The sequence below is a fragment of the Chryseobacterium sp. GTID13 genome, from assembly GCF_056172655.1.
The window spans coordinates 566,789-588,753 of the sequence record NZ_JAOCMB010000002.1 but is presented as its reverse complement, the minus strand read 5'-3'; the positions used below and the strand labels follow the sequence as shown (position 1 = coordinate 588,753).

Annotated in this window: 23 protein-coding genes and 2 pseudogenes; 14 read left to right on the top strand and 11 right to left on the bottom strand. The window is 38.4% G+C overall.

Annotation, left to right across the window (positions count from 1 at the left end; all coding sequences use genetic code 11):
* The first annotated feature begins 52 nt into the window (after positions 1 to 52).
* The 3 genes and pseudogenes from N4G44_RS02990 (at position 53) to N4G44_RS02980 (ending at position 3,541) form a co-directional block, all read left to right on the top strand.
* A complete protein-coding gene (locus tag N4G44_RS02990; RefSeq protein ID WP_040993274.1) occupies positions 53 to 760 on the top strand; it encodes a YfgM family protein in 708 nt (235 codons plus the stop codon).
* 3 nt (positions 761 to 763) lie between these two features.
* Positions 764 to 1,279: a 6,7-dimethyl-8-ribityllumazine synthase gene (gene ribH, locus N4G44_RS02985; protein ID WP_474924563.1), complete on the top strand. Its 516-nt coding sequence runs from the start codon at positions 764 to 766 to the stop codon at positions 1,277 to 1,279.
* Between the two features lie 184 nt (positions 1,280 to 1,463).
* Positions 1,464 to 3,541: pseudogene (locus N4G44_RS02980) on the top strand (LTA synthase family protein).
* Here the strand turns inward: N4G44_RS02980 and N4G44_RS02975 are convergent.
* Genes N4G44_RS02975 through N4G44_RS02965 form a run of 3 tightly spaced genes read right to left on the bottom strand, consistent with a single transcriptional unit; the run spans position 3,531 to position 5,308 of the window.
* Positions 3,531 to 4,658 carry a glutathionylspermidine synthase family protein gene (locus N4G44_RS02975; protein ID WP_474924562.1) on the bottom strand — a complete coding sequence of 376 codons (1,128 nt, stop codon included), beginning with the start codon at positions 4,656 to 4,658 and terminating at the stop codon, positions 3,531 to 3,533. The pseudogene N4G44_RS02980 and the gene N4G44_RS02975 overlap by 11 nt on opposite strands.
* Before the next feature lie 3 nt (positions 4,659 to 4,661).
* Positions 4,662 to 4,988, bottom strand: a complete 327-nt coding sequence (locus tag N4G44_RS02970; RefSeq protein ID WP_474924561.1) for a hypothetical protein — start codon at positions 4,986 to 4,988, stop codon at positions 4,662 to 4,664.
* On the bottom strand, positions 4,988 to 5,308 hold the full coding sequence (locus N4G44_RS02965; RefSeq protein WP_474924560.1) for a hypothetical protein: 321 nt from the start codon (positions 5,306 to 5,308) through the stop codon (positions 4,988 to 4,990). The genes N4G44_RS02970 and N4G44_RS02965 overlap by 1 nt, the downstream gene beginning before the upstream one ends.
* Positions 5,309 to 5,385: 77 nt before the next feature.
* Between N4G44_RS02965 and ypfJ the strand changes: the two genes are divergently transcribed.
* Complete coding sequence (gene ypfJ, locus N4G44_RS02960; protein ID WP_474924559.1) at positions 5,386 to 6,243, top strand: KPN_02809 family neutral zinc metallopeptidase; 858 nt, start codon at positions 5,386 to 5,388, stop codon at positions 6,241 to 6,243.
* A 50-nt stretch (positions 6,244 to 6,293) separates the two neighbouring features.
* Here the strand turns inward: ypfJ and N4G44_RS02955 are convergent, their stop codons facing one another.
* From N4G44_RS02955 to N4G44_RS02945, 3 genes are all read right to left on the bottom strand, one after another.
* Positions 6,294 to 7,145 carry a GLPGLI family protein gene (locus tag N4G44_RS02955; RefSeq protein WP_474924558.1) on the bottom strand — a complete coding sequence of 284 codons (852 nt, stop codon included), beginning with the start codon at positions 7,143 to 7,145 and terminating at the stop codon, positions 6,294 to 6,296.
* A 9-nt stretch (positions 7,146 to 7,154) separates the two neighbouring features.
* Entirely contained in the window at positions 7,155 to 7,748 is a 594-nt protein-coding gene (locus N4G44_RS02950) for a GLPGLI family protein (RefSeq protein WP_474924557.1), read from the bottom strand.
* Between the two features lie 67 nt (positions 7,749 to 7,815).
* Positions 7,816 to 8,082, bottom strand: coding sequence for a hypothetical protein (locus N4G44_RS02945; RefSeq protein ID WP_474924556.1), 267 nt, complete (start codon positions 8,080 to 8,082; stop codon positions 7,816 to 7,818).
* 213 nt (positions 8,083 to 8,295) lie between these two features.
* Here N4G44_RS02945 and N4G44_RS02940 point away from each other — a divergent pair, with 213 nt between their 5' ends.
* The 6 genes from N4G44_RS02940 (at position 8,296) to sufD (ending at position 13,217) form a co-directional block, all read left to right on the top strand.
* Positions 8,296 to 8,625, top strand: a complete 330-nt coding sequence (locus N4G44_RS02940; RefSeq protein ID WP_040993267.1) for a HesB/IscA family protein — start codon at positions 8,296 to 8,298, stop codon at positions 8,623 to 8,625.
* Between the two features lie 40 nt (positions 8,626 to 8,665).
* Positions 8,666 to 9,031: a four helix bundle protein gene (locus tag N4G44_RS02935; RefSeq protein WP_474924555.1), complete on the top strand. Its 366-nt coding sequence runs from the start codon at positions 8,666 to 8,668 to the stop codon at positions 9,029 to 9,031.
* Between the two features lie 35 nt (positions 9,032 to 9,066).
* Positions 9,067 to 10,515 carry a Fe-S cluster assembly protein SufB gene (gene sufB, locus N4G44_RS02930; RefSeq protein WP_474924554.1) on the top strand — a complete coding sequence of 483 codons (1,449 nt, stop codon included), beginning with the start codon at positions 9,067 to 9,069 and terminating at the stop codon, positions 10,513 to 10,515.
* Positions 10,516 to 10,528: 13 nt separating this feature from the next.
* Positions 10,529 to 11,050, top strand: coding sequence for a GNAT family N-acetyltransferase (locus N4G44_RS02925; RefSeq protein ID WP_474924553.1), 522 nt, complete (start codon positions 10,529 to 10,531; stop codon positions 11,048 to 11,050).
* A 2-nt stretch (positions 11,051 to 11,052) separates the two neighbouring features.
* Positions 11,053 to 11,796 carry a Fe-S cluster assembly ATPase SufC gene (gene sufC / locus N4G44_RS02920; protein ID WP_474924552.1) on the top strand — a complete coding sequence of 248 codons (744 nt, stop codon included), beginning with the start codon at positions 11,053 to 11,055 and terminating at the stop codon, positions 11,794 to 11,796.
* Positions 11,797 to 11,909: 113 nt separating this feature from the next.
* Positions 11,910 to 13,217 (top strand): Fe-S cluster assembly protein SufD, encoded by a 1,308-nt coding sequence (gene sufD, locus N4G44_RS02915; RefSeq protein ID WP_474925039.1) that lies wholly within the window; start codon positions 11,910 to 11,912, stop codon positions 13,215 to 13,217.
* A 204-nt stretch (positions 13,218 to 13,421) separates the two neighbouring features.
* On the opposite strand, the gene N4G44_RS02910 is transcribed toward sufD, so the two are convergent.
* Positions 13,422 to 14,294: a DUF3078 domain-containing protein gene (locus N4G44_RS02910; RefSeq protein ID WP_474924551.1), complete on the bottom strand. Its 873-nt coding sequence runs from the start codon at positions 14,292 to 14,294 to the stop codon at positions 13,422 to 13,424.
* A 259-nt stretch (positions 14,295 to 14,553) separates the two neighbouring features.
* Positions 14,554 to 15,480 carry a DUF3078 domain-containing protein gene (locus tag N4G44_RS02905; RefSeq protein ID WP_474924550.1) on the bottom strand — a complete coding sequence of 309 codons (927 nt, stop codon included), beginning with the start codon at positions 15,478 to 15,480 and terminating at the stop codon, positions 14,554 to 14,556.
* 257 nt (positions 15,481 to 15,737) lie between these two features.
* Between N4G44_RS02905 and N4G44_RS02900 the strand changes: the two are divergent.
* The 4 genes and pseudogenes from N4G44_RS02900 (at position 15,738) to N4G44_RS02885 (ending at position 19,857) form a co-directional block, all read left to right on the top strand.
* Positions 15,738 to 16,504, top strand: a pseudogene (locus N4G44_RS02900) (rhomboid family intramembrane serine protease).
* 198 nt (positions 16,505 to 16,702) lie between these two features.
* Positions 16,703 to 17,812 carry a DNA-processing protein DprA gene (gene dprA / locus N4G44_RS02895; protein ID WP_474924549.1) on the top strand — a complete coding sequence of 370 codons (1,110 nt, stop codon included), beginning with the start codon at positions 16,703 to 16,705 and terminating at the stop codon, positions 17,810 to 17,812.
* 189 nt (positions 17,813 to 18,001) lie between these two features.
* Entirely contained in the window at positions 18,002 to 19,360 is a 1,359-nt protein-coding gene (gdhA, locus tag N4G44_RS02890) for an NADP-specific glutamate dehydrogenase (RefSeq protein WP_040993259.1), read from the top strand.
* Between the two features lie 20 nt (positions 19,361 to 19,380).
* Positions 19,381 to 19,857: an iron chaperone gene (locus N4G44_RS02885; protein ID WP_474924548.1), complete on the top strand. Its 477-nt coding sequence runs from the start codon at positions 19,381 to 19,383 to the stop codon at positions 19,855 to 19,857.
* Between the two features lie 41 nt (positions 19,858 to 19,898).
* On the opposite strand, the gene N4G44_RS02880 is transcribed toward N4G44_RS02885, so the two are convergent.
* From N4G44_RS02880 to N4G44_RS02870, 3 genes are all read right to left on the bottom strand, one after another.
* Complete coding sequence (locus tag N4G44_RS02880) at positions 19,899 to 20,210, bottom strand: hypothetical protein (protein WP_474924547.1); 312 nt, start codon at positions 20,208 to 20,210, stop codon at positions 19,899 to 19,901.
* A gap of 114 nt (positions 20,211 to 20,324) precedes the next feature.
* The gene (locus N4G44_RS02875) at positions 20,325 to 20,813 is read right to left on the bottom strand and encodes a YkgJ family cysteine cluster protein (RefSeq protein ID WP_474924546.1); all 489 of its coding nucleotides are present in this window, start codon (positions 20,811 to 20,813) and stop codon (positions 20,325 to 20,327) included.
* Positions 20,813 to 21,784, bottom strand: a complete 972-nt coding sequence (locus N4G44_RS02870) for an ion channel (RefSeq protein ID WP_474924545.1) — start codon at positions 21,782 to 21,784, stop codon at positions 20,813 to 20,815. Before N4G44_RS02870 ends, N4G44_RS02875 begins: the two co-directional genes overlap by 1 nt.
* Positions 21,785 to 21,965: the final 181 nt, after the last annotated feature.

Below are 21,965 nucleotides of genomic sequence, written 5' to 3'. Positions count from 1 at the left end.
TTTGTAAATCATTCAGAAACAATTAAATTTGCAGTTCAATTTTTAAGAATTTATGGCAAAATTGGGAAAGAATGCTCAGAACGAGCAAGAAGGTAAAGAAACGGTTGAGTTCTTTAAAGACCTTGACAGAGAGGCATTAAACACTGAAAGATTCCTTGAAAAATATTCAAAGCAATTGGGTATTGTATTTGGGGTATTGGTTTTAGGTGTTTTAGGATTCTTTGCTTACAAACAATTTGTAGTAGCTCCTCAGAATGTTGAAGCTGTAAAAAGTTTCCTTGCTGCTCAAAAAAACCAGACCGAAGGGAAAGACAAAGAAGCTTTGGGAGGAAATTCTGCAGCAAATCCAGGTTTTTTAGGAACATATAACGAATATTCAAACACAAAGGTTGGTGAACTTTCTGCTTACAATGCAGGTTTATTAAAATTCAAAGCTGGAAAATTCCAGGAAGCTTACGATCTTTTGGACAAATTTTCATCTGCTAACAAAACATTAATGGCATTGAAATACGGTGCTATGGCAGATGCTAAATCAGGTCTTAACCAAAATGATGAAGCTTTATCTTTACTGGACAAAGCATCAACTGCTTCTGATGATCCTTATACTACTTACTATTTCACAAGAAAAGCAGGTATTTTAGCATTAGGATTAAAGAAAAATGCGGAAGCTAAGAAATACTTCTCTGCAATTGACGAGAAATATCAGGACTACGACAACGGAATGTCTGATTCTTATATTGAAATGACTAAATATTTTTAAATAATGGCAACAGTTAATCTTTCCGATTACAAGCCACTTCATATAACCAATGCCGAAGATTTTTCTATCGGCATTGTTTTTTCTGAGTGGAATGATTTTGTAACTTACAATCTTCGTGATGCAGCTTTGGAAATTCTTGAAAAAGAAGGAGTAAAACCAGAAAACATTAAACTTTTCCCGGTTCCGGGCGCTTTTGAACTTACTTATGCCAGCATGCAGCTGTGCAAAGAAAGAAAATATGACGCAGTAATTGCCATCGGGTGTATTATCCGTGGCGAAACTCCTCATTTCGACTTTGTAAGTGCCGGAGTAGCGCAGGGAATCAAAGACTGTAATGTTCTTACAGACACCCCTACTATTTTCTGTGTACTAACGGATGACAACAAAGAACAGTCTATCGCAAGAAGCGGCGGGGATTTAGGGAATAAAGGCGTTGAAGCAGCCGTGACAGCTCTGAGAATGATCGATTTCAAAAGAAAACTTTCTGACAAAAAAGGCAATATTGGCTTCGGACAATAATCTTTAATGCACTTTAACAGTATACAGGACTATTTTTTAATAGTCCTTTTTTGTTGGAACATTTAATCAGGTTGCTTCATCATTAATAATTTAAAAGAATCATAAGAAATGGTATGCTTCCACTTTTTTTCACTAAAAGTTATATAAAAAACTATCTTTGTGAAAATTAATTTGTCCATTACGTATGCTTCCAAGTAAAATAAAACCATTCTTGTATTTAGGGATTTTTTATCTTATCATCTCGTTAATCATACGGATTGTATTTCTTTTCCACCCTATTACGACAGCCAGTTTCGGATTTTTTGAAGTGATAAAAGTCCTGGCCATTGGTTTACTGAATGATATATTCGTTTTTACTATAGCCAGTACATTATTGGCCGTTTATTTCCTGTTTCTATCAAATTCCAAATATAAAAAGCCTTATGGCTACATAATCTTTGGAGCTTTAATCCTGTTTTTCCTTTACATTCTACTCGTTCCGAATAACATTTTCAATCAGTACGGAGGTTCTGTCTCCGAAATAGCTTTGGCTTTTGTGGGAATAAAAACCCTTTTCTTCGGCCTGATGCTTTTCCTTCCTTCAAAAAGAATTAAGATCCGCAACATACTGTATTTCACTACACTATTTCTATATGTTCTCCTGATTATCTTTAATGCTGTAAGTGAGTACTTTTTCTATAATGAATTCGGAGTACGTTATAACTTCATCGCAGTAGATTATTTAATATACACCAACGAGGTCATAGGAAACATCATGGAAAGCTATCCGGTTGTCCCACTGTTTTCTGCCATTCTTATTGTGACGCTAGCCATCACATGGTTCATCTATAAAAAAACCAAAGATGAGCTTCTGGAACTGCCTAATTTTAAACAAAAAATGGTATTGTTGGGAACTTTTATTGTGATGGTCAGCCTCAGTATCCTGGGAGTATCTTCATTAATGCAAATCCGTTCAGACAATGTTTTTGCTGATGAGATTGAAAATAATGGACTTCCAAAATTCTACTGGGCCTTTACTCACAATGAGCTCGATTACTTCCAGTTTTATCCTCAAATTGCACAGAAAGAGGCAGAAAAGAACTTTTTAAGCCAGTATTCAGATCCTTCATTACCGAGAAATGTGGTTTCAGAGCAGCCTGAGCTTAAGAAAAATGTAGTTTTGATCTCCATAGAAAGCTTATCTGCAGATTTTATGGAACATTACGGAGGCACTTTAAAGATTACTCCTTTCCTGGATAGCCTTGCAGACCGCTCAATGATGTTCACCAACCTGTATGCTACCGGAAACAGAACCGTAAGAGGACTGGAAGCACTTACCCTCTGCATTCCTCCTACTGCCGGAGAAAGTGTTATTAAAAGAGACGACAACAAAAATAAATTCACAACAGGAAGCGTATTCAGGTCCAAAGGGTATAATGTGAAATTCCTGTACGGAGGTTACAGCTATTTCGATAATATGCAGGACTTTTTTGCCGGAAATGGTTATGATATTGTCGACAGGAATAATTTTAAACCTGAAGAAATCACTTTTGCCAATGTTTGGGGCGTTGCTGATGAAGATATGGCCAAAAAAGCGATCCAGACCATGAATGCTGAAGCCAAATCCGGAAAACCTTTCTTCAATCACTGGATGACCGTTTCCAATCACAGGCCCTTCACTTATCCTGATGGAAGGATTGACATTCCCGGAACAGCAAAATCCCGTGACGGAGGGGTAAAATACACAGACTATTCACTCAGAATGTTTTTTGAAATGGCTAAAAAACAGGATTGGTACAAAAATACAGTCTTTGTGATCATCGCAGACCACTGTGCATCCAGCGCAGGAAAAACAGAACTTCCTATGGATAAATACAGAATTCCTGCAATGATATTCTCGGAAGGCTTTATTGAGCCTCAGAAGTTTGACAAGCTTATGTCCCAGATCGATATAATGCCAACGCTTTTCGGACTGCTGAATTTCAATTATCAATCTAAATTCCTCGGCCAGGATGTCTTCAAAAAGAATTCCAGCCTAAAGCCTATATTGCCACTTACCAGGACCTTGGTTTGGTAAAGGACGGACACTTAACGATTATTTCGCCTGTTAAAAAGGTAAAACAATATTCTTTACAACTTGAACCCAGCAGTCTTGCTCCTGAATTCAAACTGTATTACGATGAAAAACTGATCAAAAATCCAGAACAAAAATTAGTCAATGATGCTATTTCTGCCTATCAGTCCACGTCATTCTGGCTTAAAGAAAAGAAGCTTAACCGATAAGATGAGGTACAAAACGGCTTTCGTTATTGGTGATCAGGTGAACGCTTTCCCTGATGCCGATACCGGCAGGTTCCTGCCCTATCACCCAACTGCCAACAACAGGATAATTCCCGTCAAAATTGGGAAGATCAAATAATTGCTGGTAAATAAAGCCTTCTTTGCCATATACACCATCATTCTCCTCAACAGGCAGATTATTTTTGTGCAGGATTACGTTCGCGCCTTCCCTTGAATAAATAGGTTTTTTGGCAAAATCTTTCAGGTGACGCGGTTCAAAATAAGACTCCAGCAAATAAGGATGATTGGGATACATTTCCCAAAGTACCGGCAGAATAGCTTTTGAAGAAAGAAGGATTTTCCAGGCTGGCTCGATCCACTGGGATCTGAAACCGTTTTTCACCAGCTTTTCTCCAAAACCGTCCGCAAGAATCCATTCATAAGGATAAAGCTTGAAAATATATTCCATGATAGAACGGTCTCCGGCTATAAATTCAGAAATATCCTCTGCCCAGCCAATATCCTGAACAGGAATAAATTCCGTATCAAATCCCGCCTGTGAAGCACAGTCACGCATATATTCCACATTGGTAACATCTTCAATATTGGTAAGGGATGCAAAATAAATATGATGCGGATTCATATAATTCTTAAGATGTTTCCAGTAACCTACCAGTTTCTCATGAATTGAATTGAACTGATCTTTATAGGGAAACAGCTCCTGAAGCCAGTACCATTGGATAACCGAACCTTCATAAAGTGAAGTTGGGGTATCTGCATTAAATTCAAGCAATTTCAAATTCTTGCCGTCAAAACCAAAATCAAACCTTCCATAGATCGAAGGATGATCTTCTTCCCAGCTTGTGATAATATAATTGCGGAACCATTCAGGAATACTGAACTTATCCCAAAGGTTTTTTGTAATAATATAGTCTATCGCTTCCAGGCACATCTGCCATAGTTCGGCAGTGGCACTTTCTATCTTATCAATTTCTTCTGTGCTGAACTGGTAATAATGACTTTCATCCCAATAAAGCCCGTCAAGAGAGTGATATCCGAAACCCAGATTTTCAAGTTTATGCTGCCAGTTTTTCCTGAATTGTGACTGAATTCTTTCCATAATTTATGATGATGCACTGAAACCGCTTCTTCCCAGCTGTCCCCTTACAACGTTTCCTTTGAAATTATTTCTTCCGATATTGGACTTGGAACTTATCGCATCACTGTAATAGCCGGCCTTCTGATAAGATCCGTAGCTATAGGCACCATATGGTCTGAATGCATGATACAGCAGAAGTCCTGTCATAAAACCATGAGTTCTTGTATAGGAAGCCGTAGTATCAGACCTCATATACACTTTCTTTTCATTCTGATCCTTAGGCTTTTCCTGGGAACAAGCTGCTAATACCCCTGTTACGAAAAGTAATTTTATAGAGCTGGACTTTTTCATTATTGTACCGTTATAAAAAATTCGTAGTCCTTTTTTGTTTTGGCAATATGCTCATTGCCATCATTGTCCTCTCCTCCTACAAGGGTATCTCCCAAACTCGGAATAGTATCTTTTTTAACGATTTCTTTGAAAAGCTTTTTATCTTTCCAGATTTTGTGTTTGGTAATAAGAATATCTGCAGTATCCAAATGTTCAACGGAAAGTTCTGTTTCAACAGAACCGCTCTTGTCCACACTGTTCACAGCATCTTCTTTTTCTTTTTCACAGGCTGTAAAAGCCAATACTCCAATTAATAAAAGGGAAAGTTTAATTTTTTTCACGTAAGTCGTAATTTTTCACAAAAGTAGTCATTTAGTAATGATATTATTTTAAATTTACAAAGCAAAAAAATTTATTTATGAAATGGACAGACGATAGAAGCGACAACGTAGACGACAGGCGTGGAACTGGCGGAGGTGGCGGTGGCGCAATTGTAGGAGGTGGTTTGGGAACCCTGATTATCGCCGCAATTATATTCTTTTTAGGAGGTGATCCTTCTTCTTTGCTTTCTTCCGGAGGCGGCAGTTCTACTCCCACCGAACAGAGAGAATTAAGTGCTAATGAGCTTCAAATCCGCGAATTTGTAAAGATGGTCACTGCTGAGAATGAGCAGACGTGGACCAAAATTTTTGCTGAAAACGGCATGCAATACCAACCTGCTGTAGTCGTTCTGTTTGAAAGCACTACACAATCAGGCTGCGGAACCGCTGAAGCCGCAATGGGACCTTTTTACTGTCCTGCGGATCAAAAGGTATATATGGATATGAGCTTTTTCAAAGAATTGCAGCAGCGATTTGGAGCAAAGGTGACAGAATTCTCCATAGCTTACGTCATGGCTCACGAAATGGGCCACCACGTGCAGACTCTTTTAGGAACTACCCAGAAAGTAGATGCCTTAAGAAGAAGCGGAAGATATTCCGAAGCAGATCTGAACAGAGTTTCAGTGGCTACAGAATTACAGGCCGATTTCTATGCAGGAGTTTGGGCTAAGCAGACTGATAACAGAGAACATATCCTGGAGCCGGGCGATATTGAGTCTGCCATTGAAGCAGCTGAAGCTGTAGGGGATGATAATATTCAAAAAAGATCCCAGGGCTATGTCAATCAGGAAAGCTTTACCCATGGTTCTTCTGCACAGCGTAAAGAATGGTTTATGAAAGGTTACAATACCGGAGATATTAAGCAGGGAGATACTTTCAACCAGCTTTTAAAATAAATCTTTTACATACAATTAAAAACCCTGAAGAATTCTTCAGGGTTTATTTTTTATTGCAGTTCAATCGGGTTGCTGTTTTTCTTGACTTCCTCTTTTACCCGTTCCTCCATTCGTTTTCTCATATCAGCAGGATTCTGGTTTTCACCTCTTCCCCCGCCGCCGGATCTTGGTGCTGCAGGAAAGCCTCCGCCTCCACCGCCACTGTTCTGCATGAATGACATCGGATCTGTTCTGAATTTAGCCTGCTGCTTTAAGTAATCTGCTCTTTTTACCTTTAAAGTATTTCCAAACTGATTCAGTGTTGCCATTTCAGGGATTTTGTAATTCTTCATTAAATCAAAAGAATAGTCCCCTTTATCATCTTCCACCTTCACGATCAGTCCCGGAAGGCCTCCAAATTTATATGGTCCGTCCTGATAAGGCAGATCAGTTGTGAACCAAGCAGTCCATTGTCTTCCGGCAAAATCTGTGGTTGCTTTTTGAACTTTATACTCGCCTATCTTTGTGGTTTCAGAAGACATTTTCCAGTTCAGGGGACGGTCTTCCTCGTAAGAATAAAGATCCCTGCCAATCCTGTCCTTAAAGATTGTTTTCTGGCTGGCTTTATCCTTTTCAACGGAATAGTTGATGTTGGTTCTCACGCCTTCCATCTGTTCCCTACTGATAGAGCCTCTTCCCCCGCCGCCCTGAAACGCTTTCTGTAGAATAGAATCCCTTTTATACCTGTTTTCAGAATAAAAAAGAGACTTTTCAGCGGAAATATCTAAATAGGCATTTTCAGTTTTAATATCGTTTTTGTTTTCTGCATCCGGCTTCATAGTTACCTGATACACAAAACGATTGCTTTGCGCAGAAATATGCTGCATAAACAACGCCAAAGCAAGAATTCCTAATTTTTTCATTTTTGGATTTTATTTTAATTCAATTGGATTTTGACTTTCATTATTTCTTAAAGAACTATTTCCGGGAGCCGTATCACGCATGGGAAAATTTCCAACATCATTACCCATGCCCTGATGCATTCCTTTCTCTCCACCCATTCTGCCCATTCCTCCGCCTCGTATTCTGCCATGCCCGCCATTTCCGAAATTCATTCCTCCTTTTGCATTTCCATCCGGCAGTCTCCGGTTTTTACCCGCTTCGAGCATCAATGCCGCTTGATCTCCATTGAAAGCCACTCTTGTACTTTGCTTTGCATTAGGATCGTTAGGTTTTTCAAAAGCATTCTGAATCTTAATTTTTTTAACGAGATCAAATTTATAGTCACCATTTTCATCTTCCAGCTTTACAATCAGTCCGGGAAGCCCGGAAAACTTGTATGGTCCGTCGGAAACATTGATGTCTTTCGTGAACCAGGCTGTCCAGACCCTTCCGCCAAAATTCGTAACAGCCTTCTGAGCAGGATAACCGTTCTGATTTTCTTTAATGTCTGTAATTTCCCATTTCAAGGGCCTGTCTTCCTGATAGAAAATCTCCCTGCCGGCCACTTTATCGTAATAATACACTTTTTGTCCGGGAATATCTTTAACAATATAATTTTCAAAAAAGCAGGTTCAAGGTCTTTCTTTACGTTCAGACTTTTAAAATCTTTCTCCTTTTTTTGTGGTCTTCTTTATCTTCCGCCCTGAAAGCTGTGAACAAAGAATCTTTTATCAGCTTGTTCTCACTGATAAACAAAGACTTATCTCCTTTTACATCGAGAAACGTTCTTTCATGCTTAAGGCTCACCAGATTGATAGAATCAGGATTCACTGCAGTGTCATAAACATATCTTACGGTCTGTCCGTTAACGATGATTACTAAAAGCAGCGAAAAAAAGGCAGCTAATTTTTTCTTCATTATGATTCCTTGTGGTTGTTTCATTAGGATAAAAAATATGATTCAAAGTTAAATCAAAACACAATCTTCATGTTTGCAAAAACATAATATTGGCTAATTTTTAACACCCGGAATCGCGCTGGCATTTAAAATCGTGAAAATAGACACCATCAATTTGAGATTGCGGAAATTAGTTCGTATTTTTGCATCATTAAATCATTCTAAATAAATACAATGATAAAAGTATCAGACCAAGCAAAGGCAAAAGCCATCCAACTGATGACAGAGGAAGGCTTCAACCCTGCTGAAGATTATATAAGAGTGGGGGTAAAAAGCGGAGGATGCTCTGGTTTAGAGTATGTTTTAAAGTTTGACAACCTAAAAACAGATACTGATCAGCTTTTTGAAGACAATAATGTAAAAATTGTTGTTGATAAAAAATCTATCCTCTATTTAGCAGGAACTACTCTTGAATATTCAGGAGGATTAAATGGAAAAGGATTTGTTTTTAACAATCCTAATGCATCCAGAACATGCGGGTGTGGAGAGAGCTTTAGCTTGTAAGCATTAAAAGATTAAAGATTATATATTAAAAAATTAGTGAATGGCTATTGAATTCGAAAAATTTGAAGTTTATCAATTAGCTATTAAACTTACAACCAATATTTTTAATCTTTTAAACCAAGACAAGTATAAAAAAGAGTTTGAATTGAGTAACCAAATCAAAAGAGCAGTTTTATCAATTTCAAATAACATTGCGGAAGGCAGTGAGTACAACAGCAATGCACAATTCATTAGATTTCTGAAGTATTCTAAAGGAAGCTGTGCCGAAGTAAGAAATATGTTACACCTTTGCTCTGTATTACATGAAGAGGATACGCAAAATTTAATTGATGATTGTAAATTAGTTTCGAAGCAACTATCTAAGTTTATTGATTATCTCTCGAAAACCGATATAAGAAAGAACTAATTTTTTAATCATTTAATTTTTTAATTATTTAATTAATGTCAAAATACACTGAAGACGATCTAAGAGTCGATCTAGAAAATAAAAAATATGAATTCGGGTGGGAAACGAAGATCGATTATGAAGACTTTCCAACCGGCCTGAATGAAGATATCGTCCGTGCGATCTCCGCGAAAAAAGAGGAGCCCGAATGGATGACGGAATGGCGTTTGGAATCGTTCAGGATCTGGCTGAAAATGACAGAACCTACCTGGGCCAACATTAAATACGAAAAACCTGACTTTCAGGCTATCCGTTATTATGCAGCTCCAAAAGCCAAGCCGGAATTAGAAAGCCTGGATCAGGTAGATCCTGAGCTTTTAAAAACTTTTGAGAAACTGGGAATCAATATCGAAGAGCAGAAAAGACTTTCAGGAGTTGCTGTAGATATTGTTATAGATTCGGTTTCTGTAAAGACTACGTTTCAGGAAACCTTGATGGAAAAAGGAATTATTTTCTGTTCCATTTCTGAAGCGATTAAAAATCATCCTGATTTAGTAAGAAAATACTTAGGAAAAGTTGTTCCAAGAGGGGATAATTTTTATTCAGCACTAAATTCCGCAGTTTTCTCTGACGGAAGTTTCTGCTATATTCCGAAAGGGGTAAAATGCCCGATGGAGCTTTCAACCTATTTCCGTATCAACCAGGCAGGAACAGGCCAGTTCGAAAGAACTCTTGTTATTGCAGATGAAGGAAGCTACGTTTCTTATCTTGAAGGCTGTACGGCTCCGTCAAGAGATGAAAACCAGCTTCATGCTGCAGTAGTGGAACTGATTGCAATGGAAGATGCAGAAATCAAATATTCTACCGTTCAAAACTGGTACCCTGGAAATGAAGAAGGAAAAGGAGGGGTATTCAACTTTGTAACAAAAAGAGGACTTTGCGAAAGAAATGCAAAAATCTCATGGACGCAGGTGGAAACAGGTTCTGCCGTAACGTGGAAATATCCTTCATGTATCCTGAAAGGAGATAATTCTATTGGTGAATTCTACTCTATTGCCGTGACTAATAATCACCAATATGCAGATACGGGAACCAAAATGATCCATATTGGAAAAAATACCAAATCCACGATCATTTCAAAAGGTATTTCTGCAGGTAAATCTCAGAATTCATACAGAGGACAGGTAAAAGTGATGCCTTCTGCAAAAGGAGCGAGAAACTTTTCACAGTGTGACTCCCTGCTGATGGGTAATGAATGTGGTGCACACACCTTCCCTTATATTGAGATTAAAGATCCTACCGCACAACTGGAACATGAGGCCACGACCTCAAAAATCGGTGAAGATCAGATCTTCTACTGCAACCAGAGAGGGATTGACACTGAAAGAGCTATCGCATTGATTGTGAACGGATTCAGCAAGGAAGTATTGAACAAACTTCCTATGGAATTTGCCATTGAAGCCCAGAAATTACTAGAGATATCTCTGGAAGGATCTGTAGGATAATTATAAATTACGTATGGAAGTCACAGAAAGATTAATTTTAAGAAAAACCGAAAAAGAAGATTTCGAAAGATTTTTTGAGATTAATAAAGATCCTGAGACTAATCTGTACAACCCCGGTGGCCCGATGAGCTTTGAAAAAGCTGAAGATACATTCAAAAGAATGCAGGAACACTGGGATCAGCACCATTTCGGGGCGTGGACCATTATAGCGAAAGAAGATGAAAGCATTGTAGGTTTCGGAGGTCTGAGCTATAAAAAATATGGAGAAGAAGAAAAATTAAATCTTGGTTACCGCTTTGCAGTGGAAGCATGGGGAAAAGGATATGCAACAGAATTCACGAAAAAGGCTGTAGATTTCGGATTTAATGATCTTAATAAAGAAGAGATATTTGGAGTGATCCGCCCGGATAATATAGCTTCTGTTAAAGTTTTGGAAAAGGCAGGTATGACGCAAATCGGGACTCTTAATGACGTACCCGGTCAGCCTGAAAGTTTAGTATATAGAATTCAAAAAAATAATTTGTTTAGCAAATAAAAATGTTAGAAATAAAAAACCTACACGCCAGAATTGAAGATGGCGCAGAAATTTTAAAAGGGATTAATCTTGAAATAAAACCTGGGGAAGTTCATGCCATCATGGGTCCTAACGGAGCTGGAAAATCTACACTTTCTTCTGTAATTGCAGGAAAAGAAGATTACGAAGTTACAGACGGAGAAATTATTTTCGGAGGAGAAAATATCGTTGAGGATGCTCCTGAAGAAAGAGCACATAAAGGAATTTTTCTTTCTTTCCAGTATCCTGTGGAAATTCCCGGTGTTTCTGTAACCAACTTCATTAAAGCTGCTTTAAACGAAACAAGAAAAGCAAACGGTTTGGAAGATATGCCGGCAAAAGAAATGCTGGGCCTTATCCGTGAAAAATCTGAGCAGTTAGGTATAAAAAAGGATTTCCTTTCAAGATCACTGAACGAAGGTTTCTCCGGAGGTGAGAAGAAAAGAAACGAAATATTCCAGATGATGATGCTTAATCCTAAGCTGGCTATTCTTGATGAAACCGATTCAGGATTGGACATTGATGCGTTGAGAATCGTTGCAGATGGTGTAAATGCTTTCAAAAATGAAGGAAATGCAGTTCTTCTGATCACTCACTATCAGAGATTGCTTAACTATATCCAGCCTGACTTCGTTCACGTTCTTGCTAATGGGAAAATCATCAAAACCGGTGATAAATCTCTTGCTTTAGAGCTTGAAGAAAAAGGTTACGACTGGCTTCTTAACTAAGAAGAAACCCTTTCAGCAGGAATTTTATCAATCCTTCTGAAAATGCGGAAAACCCGCAGTAAATTAGTATTTTTAAATATATAAAATAAGGTGTGATGGCCGAAATATCAGTAATGGCTTTATACGATCAGATTATTGACAATCACGGTGAATTTTTGGAGAGTCTTCGTCACAGGTTTCTGGATGGAGATAGAAAAGCTGCTCTTCAAAAGTTCGAAAACTTAGGTTTTCCGACAAAAAAAGACGAAGAATATAAATATACCGGCATAAAAGAAATTACGGAAAAGAATTATAATTTTTTCCCTAAAGAAAGTCACAATATCACTAAAGAACAGCTGGATCAGCTGCATTTGGGTGAAGAAAATTTTGACTGGATTGTTTTTGTGAACGGCAAACTTCATAAAGAGCTTTCAAAAGTTTCTATCGAAAATGTAGAATTTCTTTCATTCAACTATGCTTTGAATGATGAAAAACATAAAGAAGTATTCGATACTTATTTCAATACCATTGCTTCTAAGGATACAGCTTTCACCAACCTGAACCTTGCGTACTGCAAATATGGTTTCTTTTTGAAAGTTCCGAAAAATGTGGTCATTGAAAAACCGATTCACATTTTCTACATCTCTCAGAATCAGGAAGAAAACACATTCTACAATACAAGAAACTTACTGATTGTAGAAGAAGGAGCAAAAGTGGAAGTTATAGAAAGTCACCATAATTTTGACAGTACGTATGTACTTACCAATTCTGTGACAGAGATCTTTACCTATCCGAATGCAAAAGCAGACTGGCACAAGCTTCAGAATGACAACAACACGTCCTATCTTATCGACAATACTTTCGCAAAACAGGAAAAAGACAGCTTAACCACTGTAAATACCTTTTCTTTCGGAGGAAAACTGGTAAGAAACAACCTGGATTTCATTCATAACGGAAGCAATATCAATTCTTTCATGAACGGAATCACGATCATAGGAAAAGATCAGCTTGTGGACCACCATACCGCAGTTCACCACAATTTCCCGAACTGTGAAAGCTATCAGAACTATAAAGGTATTTTTGACGGAAATGCACACGGCGTTTTCAACGGAAAAGTTTTCGTAGATAAAATTGCCCAGAAAACCAATGCTTACCAGCAGAACAACAATGTATTGCTAAGTGAAGGTGCTACTATTGACACCAAGCCTCAGCTGGAAATCTTTGCTGATGATGTAAAATGTTCCCACGGATGTACCGTAGGCCAGCTTAATGAAGATGCTCTGTTCTATTTAAGAGCAAGAGGAATTTCCAAAAAAGAAGCCCAGGCATTACTTCTCTATGCTTTTGCCAATGATGCAATGCAAAACATTGATATTGAACCGCTTAAAGAAAAAATTTCAAAACTTTTAGCTGAAAAGCTGCAGGTTGATATAGAATTTTAAGACTAATATAAATTGATACCAAAAAAGCACTTCAAAAGAAGTGCTTTTTTTATTGGAAGATGGAAGCTAGAAGTGGGAAGTTATTGAAGCCGAATCTAAACTTTTTGTCATTTTAAAAAGCTAATCCTTTATGGTAACTGCTAGAAATCATTGGTCGTCTAGTAGTAACTTCCGGCCTCCCTCTTCCTGCTTCCGACGCTTTTATTATTTCAGCCAGGACTGGTTCTCTTTCTTATCGGAACGTTTTTTTCCGTTATCTATATTATAGGCAAATCCTACTCCCAAAGTCTGTTTTAACTGTGTTTTTTGAATTTGATTATGATCATACAGCAGATCCAGTGTAATATTCGTTGAAATGAACTTATTGATCTTCATATTGAGCACTCCGCTATATCCAAGCACCAAATGGTCCGGGTGATCAAGATAGTTTGAAAATACCGAAGCTGTATTTGTCAGGTTAATATTTTCCATGATTTTAACCTTATAGATGGCTGTCCCCAGGAAACCGAACTGGAACAGGGAAGAATCTCCGTCGTTTTTAAGCCCGTAAGTTCCCGCTGTCTGAAGATCTTCATCCAGCACAAACGTCCATCTTGCATTCGCAGGACGAAGGGTCATCGTAAAGTTATCATTGGGGCGGTAGGTAACTCCGACACCTATATTAAGGTATCCGGGAGCCATAAAATTGGAGATCTTTTTGGCATCAGGGTTATTTCCGTCTTCATAACCGCCGGCAAACTGAGTTTGCAAGCTTGCTCCACCGGAAAGGTACCAGTTTTTGGCAAATTCACGCCCGTAATTGGTAGACAGATTGATCACATCCTGAGTTTTTCTAGTTCCGATGCCCTTTGTATTATTCTGCCCGTATCCTAAAATGATGATATTTTCCCAGAGGTCTTTTCCTTTTTCGTAGGTAAGGTTATAGTTTACTCCGGCAAGCCAGCCCACATTATTGGCACCACCGCCAACCCAGTTTGAAAAGGCAGCCTGGTTGAGCATCAATGTATTCTGGCCCTGGATGGACCATGCTTTTACAGTATCTGTTGTAGCAGCTTCAGGCTTAACTTCCTGAGCCATTGCACTGATTCCAAAAAAATGGAAGCGGCCAATAAATTTTTTTCATAGAGTAAGGATTTTCGTTACAAAAATATACATATAATTTTTGGTAAAAAACTAATCACCCTCTTTTGAAATATAAAATTACTATTTAACACATTAAAAGACTGTAAAATACATCTGAAAACACGCAAAATGAACTTATCTTTACTTAAAATATTCCTTACTCATAAAAAAAGCACCTCTTATGAAAGTGCTTTAGTTTTAAATAAACCGATACTTATTTTTTAATCCACCATTGGCTGTCTTTTCGGTCAGACCGCTTCACACCATTATTCAAAGTGTAGGCAAAACCTATCCCAAGCGTCTGCTTAAGCTGTGTTTTCTGGATCTGGTTATGATCATACAACAGATCAAGGGTGATATTGGAAGATATAAATTTATTGACTTTAAAGTTTAAAACAGCACCATAAGCAAGAACCAGCCTTTCCGGATGATCAAGGTAGTTCGAGAATATGGAGGCCGTATTGGTGATATGAACATTCTCCATCAGCTTTACCTTGTATAGAGCTGTTCCCAGAAAACCGAACTGTAAAAGTGAAGTATCGCCGTCATTTTTCAAGCCGTAACTTCCGGCAAGCTGCAGTTCCTTATCCAGAACAAAAGTCCATCTGGCATTGGTAGGGCGTAATGTTACCGTAAGATTATCATTTGGCCTGTACGTGATCCCCATACCAAGGTTCAGATAACCGGGTGCCATAAAATTAGAGATCTTTTTAGCTTCAGGATTGTTTCCGTCTTCATATCCGGCGGCAAACTGTGTTTGAATACCTGCTCCCAGAGAAAAATACCAGCTTTTAGAAAATTTCCTCCCGTAATTGGTGGAAACATTGATAGCGTCCTGCGTTTTCCTTACTCCAAGCCCTTTGGTATCATTCTGTCCATAATCCATCACGATAATATTTTCCCAAAGATCATTGTCTTTTTCATAGGTAATATTATAATTAACTCCGGCAAGCCAGCCTACATTGTTGGCTCCTCCGCCCACCCAGTTTGAAAAGGCGGCCTGATTGATCATCAGAGTGTTTTTTCCTAATACCGACCAGTATTTTACCGTATCCACGACTACTGAATCTTTTTTCAATTCTTCTTGTGCACTTGCATAAATCCCCATAGAAAAGGAAAGAATCAATAAAAACTTCTTCATTATTTTACATGATTTTCATTACAAAAATATTAATATAATTTTCTTTAAGGCAAAAATTGGCCTATAAAAAGCCCCAATCGGCATCTTTTTTTCTTCAGGGAACCAAAAACAAGCCACTTTCATACATTTAGTGGTAAAACAGGTATTTGAATTTTAAAAACTGAAACCTTTTGTCTTAAAATAAACCGCTCTCCCTCAAATACATCGACAAATTTTCCGAAATTTATCATTGGCTTTTGATTTGACGTAAATTGATCATGTTTAAAAATATAATTTCCAAAAGAGCTGTTATAACCCCTTTGCTGATGCTTTCTGCAATGTGGTTCGGTTACTTTCTACAGACGCAGGGCTTTTTTCAAAGCTGTTTTGGGGCTATCATCCCTCTTTTACCGGAAGGTTTACTGGGAATTATTACTTCTCCCCTGCTGCATGGGAATATGGATCATATCATCAGTAACTCTATCCCGATAGTTGTGCTTCTGTTTCTTCTGTACCAATTTTATCCTTTGGTAGCCAATAAGGTTTTTATCATTGGCTGGCTGGCTACAGGACTCCTGGTATGGCTTCTGCCTCCGATAGACATTCTTACCGGCGATTATATGTATACCTGTACCATTGGAGCCAGTGGTGTGGTGTACGTTCTTGCTTTCTTCCTGTTCTTCAGCGGGGTTTTCAAATGGAATATGAAACTGCTTACCATATCTATGCTTGTTGTTCTCTACTATGGCAGCTTGGTTTGGGGCATGTTTCCTGAAGAATTGTTTTATAATCTCCAGGAACCGAGCAGGATCTCATGGCAGGCCCACCTTTCGGGAGCCGTTGTGGGAAGCATTATTGCATTTGCTTTTAAAAATGTAGGAGAAAGGAAAAAAAATACATCTGGGAATTTCCAAACTATTACAGCGAAAAAGATGATAAACTTTGGCAGGAATACAAAGAAAATAATCCTGACGACTTTCTGGAATTGCCTTATAAGAAAAGAGATGATATCTGGGATCATTTAGATGAATTAAGAAGGAAATAGAGGGGCCGGAAGATGGAAGAGAGAGGATGGAAGTTAATATTGGATTTCGGTATCTATCACAGTCATAATAATTAATGGCTTTAAAAGAAAAAATTGGGGAGTATTCATTCTTTAGACCTCAATAACTTCCTCCTGCAGCTTCTAACTTCCTGACACCATTCAACTCAGGATATTTTATTACATTTGGAAAAAACACACATGATCACAGAAGAATACCTCTATGCAATCGCCCTCCGCGAGTGCAGCCTGATCGGCGATATTAATTTTCAAAAACTTGTAAGATCATTCGGAAGTGCTGAAGAAGCCTGGAAAAAAGCAAAAAAAGACTATTCAAAAACTGACGGCCTGGGGAGAAAAACCGTAGCCGATATCGGCAACAAAGATTATCTGGAATTTGCAGAAAAGGAGCTACAATTTTGTGAAAAGAATAATATCCGGATCAGGCTCCGCCATCTTAAAGAGCTTCCCAGTCTGCTTAATGAATGTGATGATGCTCCCGCAATCCTTTACCAAAAAGGAAATTTCGACGATTCCATGCAAAAGCTGAGTATCGTAGGAACCCGGAACATGACTTCTTATGGAAAACAATTCATTGAGGATTTCTTTGAAGCATCCCGATCCTGTAAATATATATCTGTGAGCGGATTAGCTCTTGGAGTGGACAAAGAAGTTCACGAACAATCTCTTCACCATAACATTCCGACAATAGCAATTCTTGCCCACGGATTTCACACCTTATACCCTTCCAAAAACAGGAAACTGTCCGAAAGAATTCTCCAGGAAGGAGGTTCCCTGATTACAGAATTCAATTCTTCCCGGAAACCGGACCGTGAAAATTTTATCCAGCGAAACAGGATTATAGCCGGAATTTCTCCCTCAACCATAGTAGTGGAAACCGGGTTTGGAGGCGGCTCAATAAGTACGGCATCCTTTGCCAATGATTATAACCGTGAGATCTTCGCCCTTCCCGGAAAGATCACAGATCCTCACAGCCAGGGGTGTAATCAGCTGATTTTCCAGAATAAAGCAACTGCCATTTCCACCATTAAGGATCTGATGGATTCACTGGGTTTCAACCTCGTAAAAGAAAAAACGGGTGAGCTGTTTCCATACAGTGAAACGGAGGTTCAACTCACTGATATTCAACATGTTGTATATCAATCAATCAAAGCCCATCCTCAGGTATCTCTGGACGATCTGGCAGAGAAGATTTCAATACCATCTTACAAAATTCTTCCTGCAATTTTGGAATTGGAGCTTTTGGGGAAAGTAAAATCATTTTCCGGGAGACAATTTGCAGCAATTTGAGATTTAACGATTTCTTAATATTGCATTATTTGAGACGTAACTTTTAATTTTTAATAAAATTTAAACCAGAATTATCAATTTAATAATATTTCGACACATTATTATTTAATTTTCAGCAATGTTGAAATATGGTATTGTGAATCTTGAAAAAAAATTAAATTTGTTGACAATAATATTCAACCCTAATATATGGAACAATATAATATTGACCAGAAAATCCAGGAGTTTATTGCCAAGATTGAAGCAAAAAATCCTAATGAACCAGAATTTTTACAAGCCGTAAAAGAAGTAGCTGTGACTGTAATTCCGTTTATTATGACTAAGAAGGAATATACAGGAATGAAGCTTCTTGAGAGAATGGCTGAAGCTGAAAGAATTATAATCTTCAGAGTTCCATGGGTTGATGATAAAGGAGAAATCCAGGTAAACAGAGGTTTCAGAATCCAGATGAACTCTGCGATCGGGCCTTACAAAGGAGGAATCCGTTTCCATCCTACTGTAAACCTTTCCGTTCTTAAGTTCCTGGCTTTCGAGCAGGTATTTAAAAACTCATTAACTACTCTTCCAATGGGTGGAGGTAAAGGAGGCTCAGATTTTGATCCGCAAGGTAAATCTGACATGGAAGTAATGCGTTTCTGCCAGGCTTTCATGACTGAATTATGCAAGCACATCGGTCCTGAAACAGATGTACCTGCAGGAGATATTGGTGTAGGAGCAAGAGAAATCGGTTACCTTTTCGGTCAGTATAAAAAAATCAGAAACGAGTTTACAGGAGTACTTACAGGAAAAGGACTTGCTTACGGGGGTTCACTGATCCGTCCTGAAGCTACAGGATACGGAGTAGTATATTTTGCAGAGCAGATGCTTAAAACTATCGGACAGGATTTCAAAGGAAAAACGGTAACGGTATCAGGTTTCGGAAACGTAGCCTGGGGAGTTATCAAAAAAGCAACTGAGCTTGGTGCTAAAGTGGTAACAATTTCCGGTCCTGATGGATATATCTACGATAAAGACGGTATCAGCGGTGAAAAGATCGATTATTTATTAGAACTGAGATCTTCAGGGAACAACAGAGCTGAAGATTATGCTAAAAAATATCCTTCTGCAGAATTCCACGCAGGAAAACGTCCTTGGAGTATAAAATGTGATGTAGCATTCCCATCTGCAACCCAAAACGAACTGGATCTTGAAGATGCTAAGATTTTGGTTGAAAACGGATGTCTGTGTGTTACTGAAGCTGCCAATATGCCTTCTACCTTAGATGCGATCAACTATTTCTTAGATAATAAAGTATTGTTCTCGCCAGGTAAGGCTTCCAACGCAGGAGGTGTTGCCACTTCAGGTCTTGAGATGACGCAGAACTCTATCCGTCTTAACTGGACTTCTGAAGAGGTTGATGCAAGACTGAAGGAGATCATGATCGGAATTCACAAAGCCTGCAGAGACTACGGAAAAGACGAGGATGGCTACGTAAACTATGTGAAAGGGGCAAATATTGCCGGATTCGTGAAAGTTGCGGAAGCAATGCTGGCTCAGGGAGTCGTATAAAAAATAAACAAAGGTTGGGAATGTTCCCAGCCTTTTTTGATACAGCCTGTTCCCGGGATAAATGGGAAAAAAGTAAAATGAAAGGAGAAAGCGCAGTATTCGTACAGCGCTTTTTTTATTTTTATACTATGAAAAATACGTTTAAAAACAGTAATGAATATATCCTTTTGTTTCCTGAAGAAGTTCAGCAGAAGCTTATCGAGTTAAGAGAAATTATTCACGCTGAAGTTCCCTGCCTTGAGGAATATATTGGTTACCAGATGCCGGCATTCAGGTATAAGGGAAAACCTTTGGTTTATTTTGCAGGCTATAAAAAGCATATTGGTTTTTATCCTGGAGCTGAAGGCATAAAAGTTTTTGAAGAAGATTTTAAGCAAAAAGGCTATAAATTTTCAAAAGGGGCCGTTCAGTTTCCTTTAGATCAGGATATCCCTGCGGAACTGGTAAAGAAAATTGTACATTTCAGAGCTGGTGAAATTGATCAGAAAAAATCCTGAGACTTAATGCCTCAGGATTCCCTTTCTACTTTGTTCAATATTTACTTAGAGGACTTTGCTTTTTTCTTAGCTTTTCTTTCTTCTTTAGTTGCTTCTGTCGGTTTTGTAGCATCTGCAGCAGGTTCCGCACTTACTGTAGCTGTAACATCAGTTGCAGCTGCCGGAGCGGCCGCATCTACCGTAGCAGTTGCTGTGGTATTTTGTGTTTGTGCACTGGCATCTGTAGAAGTTGTAGTCTGAGTCTGAGTGGTCTGGTTATTAGACGTATCGGCTGGTTTCTGAGTCTGAGTCTGGGCCGATACTGCGATTACGCCGACTAAAGTAAACGCTGCTGTTAAAACTAATTTTTTCATAATGTAATATTTTAAATGATTGTTTAACTTAAACGACACTTTATTTACTAAATTATGCGTAATAGTCTTATTTAACGTACTTTATAATTATTTAAGATATTTTACCACCGAGGGTTATTTTGAAATATTCTTCATCATTTTTTCCACAAATTCAAATGCAGCGGGGCATATTACCGTGTTTTTCAGCATCAGATGATTGATCTGGTAAATCTTTTTGCGGTCGGTATGAGGATATTCGCGGCAGGCTTTCGGCCTTACTTCATAGATCGAGCAGGTATTGTCATTATTAAGAAAAAAGCAGGGAAGGTTCTGGAGCACTTTATCATTATCTTCGTCCACTCTTAAAAATTTAGCCTCAAAGTCAGCCTGCTTCATTCTCAAATGCTTCGAGATACGCTCAATATCTTTTTCCGTGTATAAAGGCCCGGTTGTTTTACAGCAATTGGCACACTGAAGGCAATCCACTTCATCGAAAACCTCATCATGAGTTTCCTGAACTATATAGTCAAGGTTTTTGGGCGGCTTTTTCTTCAATCCGTCCAGAAACTTTTTATGTTCTTTCTGCTTCTGTAAAGCCTGTTTTTTATAAAGGTCTAAATCCATTATTCGGGATCTCCAGCTATAACCGGAAGATCTGCTTTTTGATAGTCATTAATTTTATCCAGGTCCAGTATCGTCGTAAGATCACTGTTATCCGGATAATACATCAGGGAAAATTTGGCTCCGTAGATAATTTCTTCCGAAACATAAGAAGTCCTTTGAACCACGGTATTGGAAAAAACTTCATCAAACGCCCTGACCTGAACAATAATCTCAATATTGGTGCTCTTAAAATCTTCTTCAGAAAAGCCATAAAATGGTGAATTCTCATCTATTTTATGAACTACCGTCCAGTTGAGCGCCAATGTATTGATCTTGCTAAGGTGAGTGTCAAGTCTGTAAAAATTATTCTTTGCAACCCCATCTTCAACCACTTCAATAGCTGTGGATAGAATGACATCAGCATCTGTAAGTGCATTATTCTTATAAGGAGCCAGTCTGAACATTAAAGCGGTTCCATCCTGAAAGGGAGCCACCACCGCAATATCTGAAAACCTTAAATAGGCTCTCGGCCTTGAAAATCTTCCGTAAAAAAGCCCGGTTGCAATGGCAAAGGTAAGCAATCCCAGGAAAGCTTCAAAAGTAGCCACCAGACTTGCCAAAAACCCAACAGGTGCTATTCTACCGTATCCCACCGTGGTAAAAGTCTGCGAGCTGAAGAAGAATACATCGATAAACTCATTCAGCGGATCACTTTTGTCAATTCCGGTAAGGTGCTCTACGCCAATCAGATAATAGACGAGTGCAAACAACAGGTTAACAAGAACATAGGCGATAATCAGATAGGATAAGAACCGGAATGTGGACAGATTGAGCATGGTGTGATACCAACTCAGCCGGTTAAATACATTCACTCCTTTTCTTTTTACATTCGGAAGACCGTCCCTGTTGATGAATCTTCCGGATGCATTGCTCCCAAAACCACTGTTTTCGGTATTTTTCTGACGGATCTTCTGTCTGAAGCCTCTTGCCATTTTTATATCATTTAGTTTTTACAGTGCAAAGATAAAATAATGTTTCTATGAAATTTATCAAAAGCTTTTGATAAACTTATTTATCTATAATGGCAATGCTTTAACACAAAATATAGCAGGTATTGATCAATCCAATACTTCCTCATATCACACAAAAGGTGCTCCATGACTTTGAATTTAT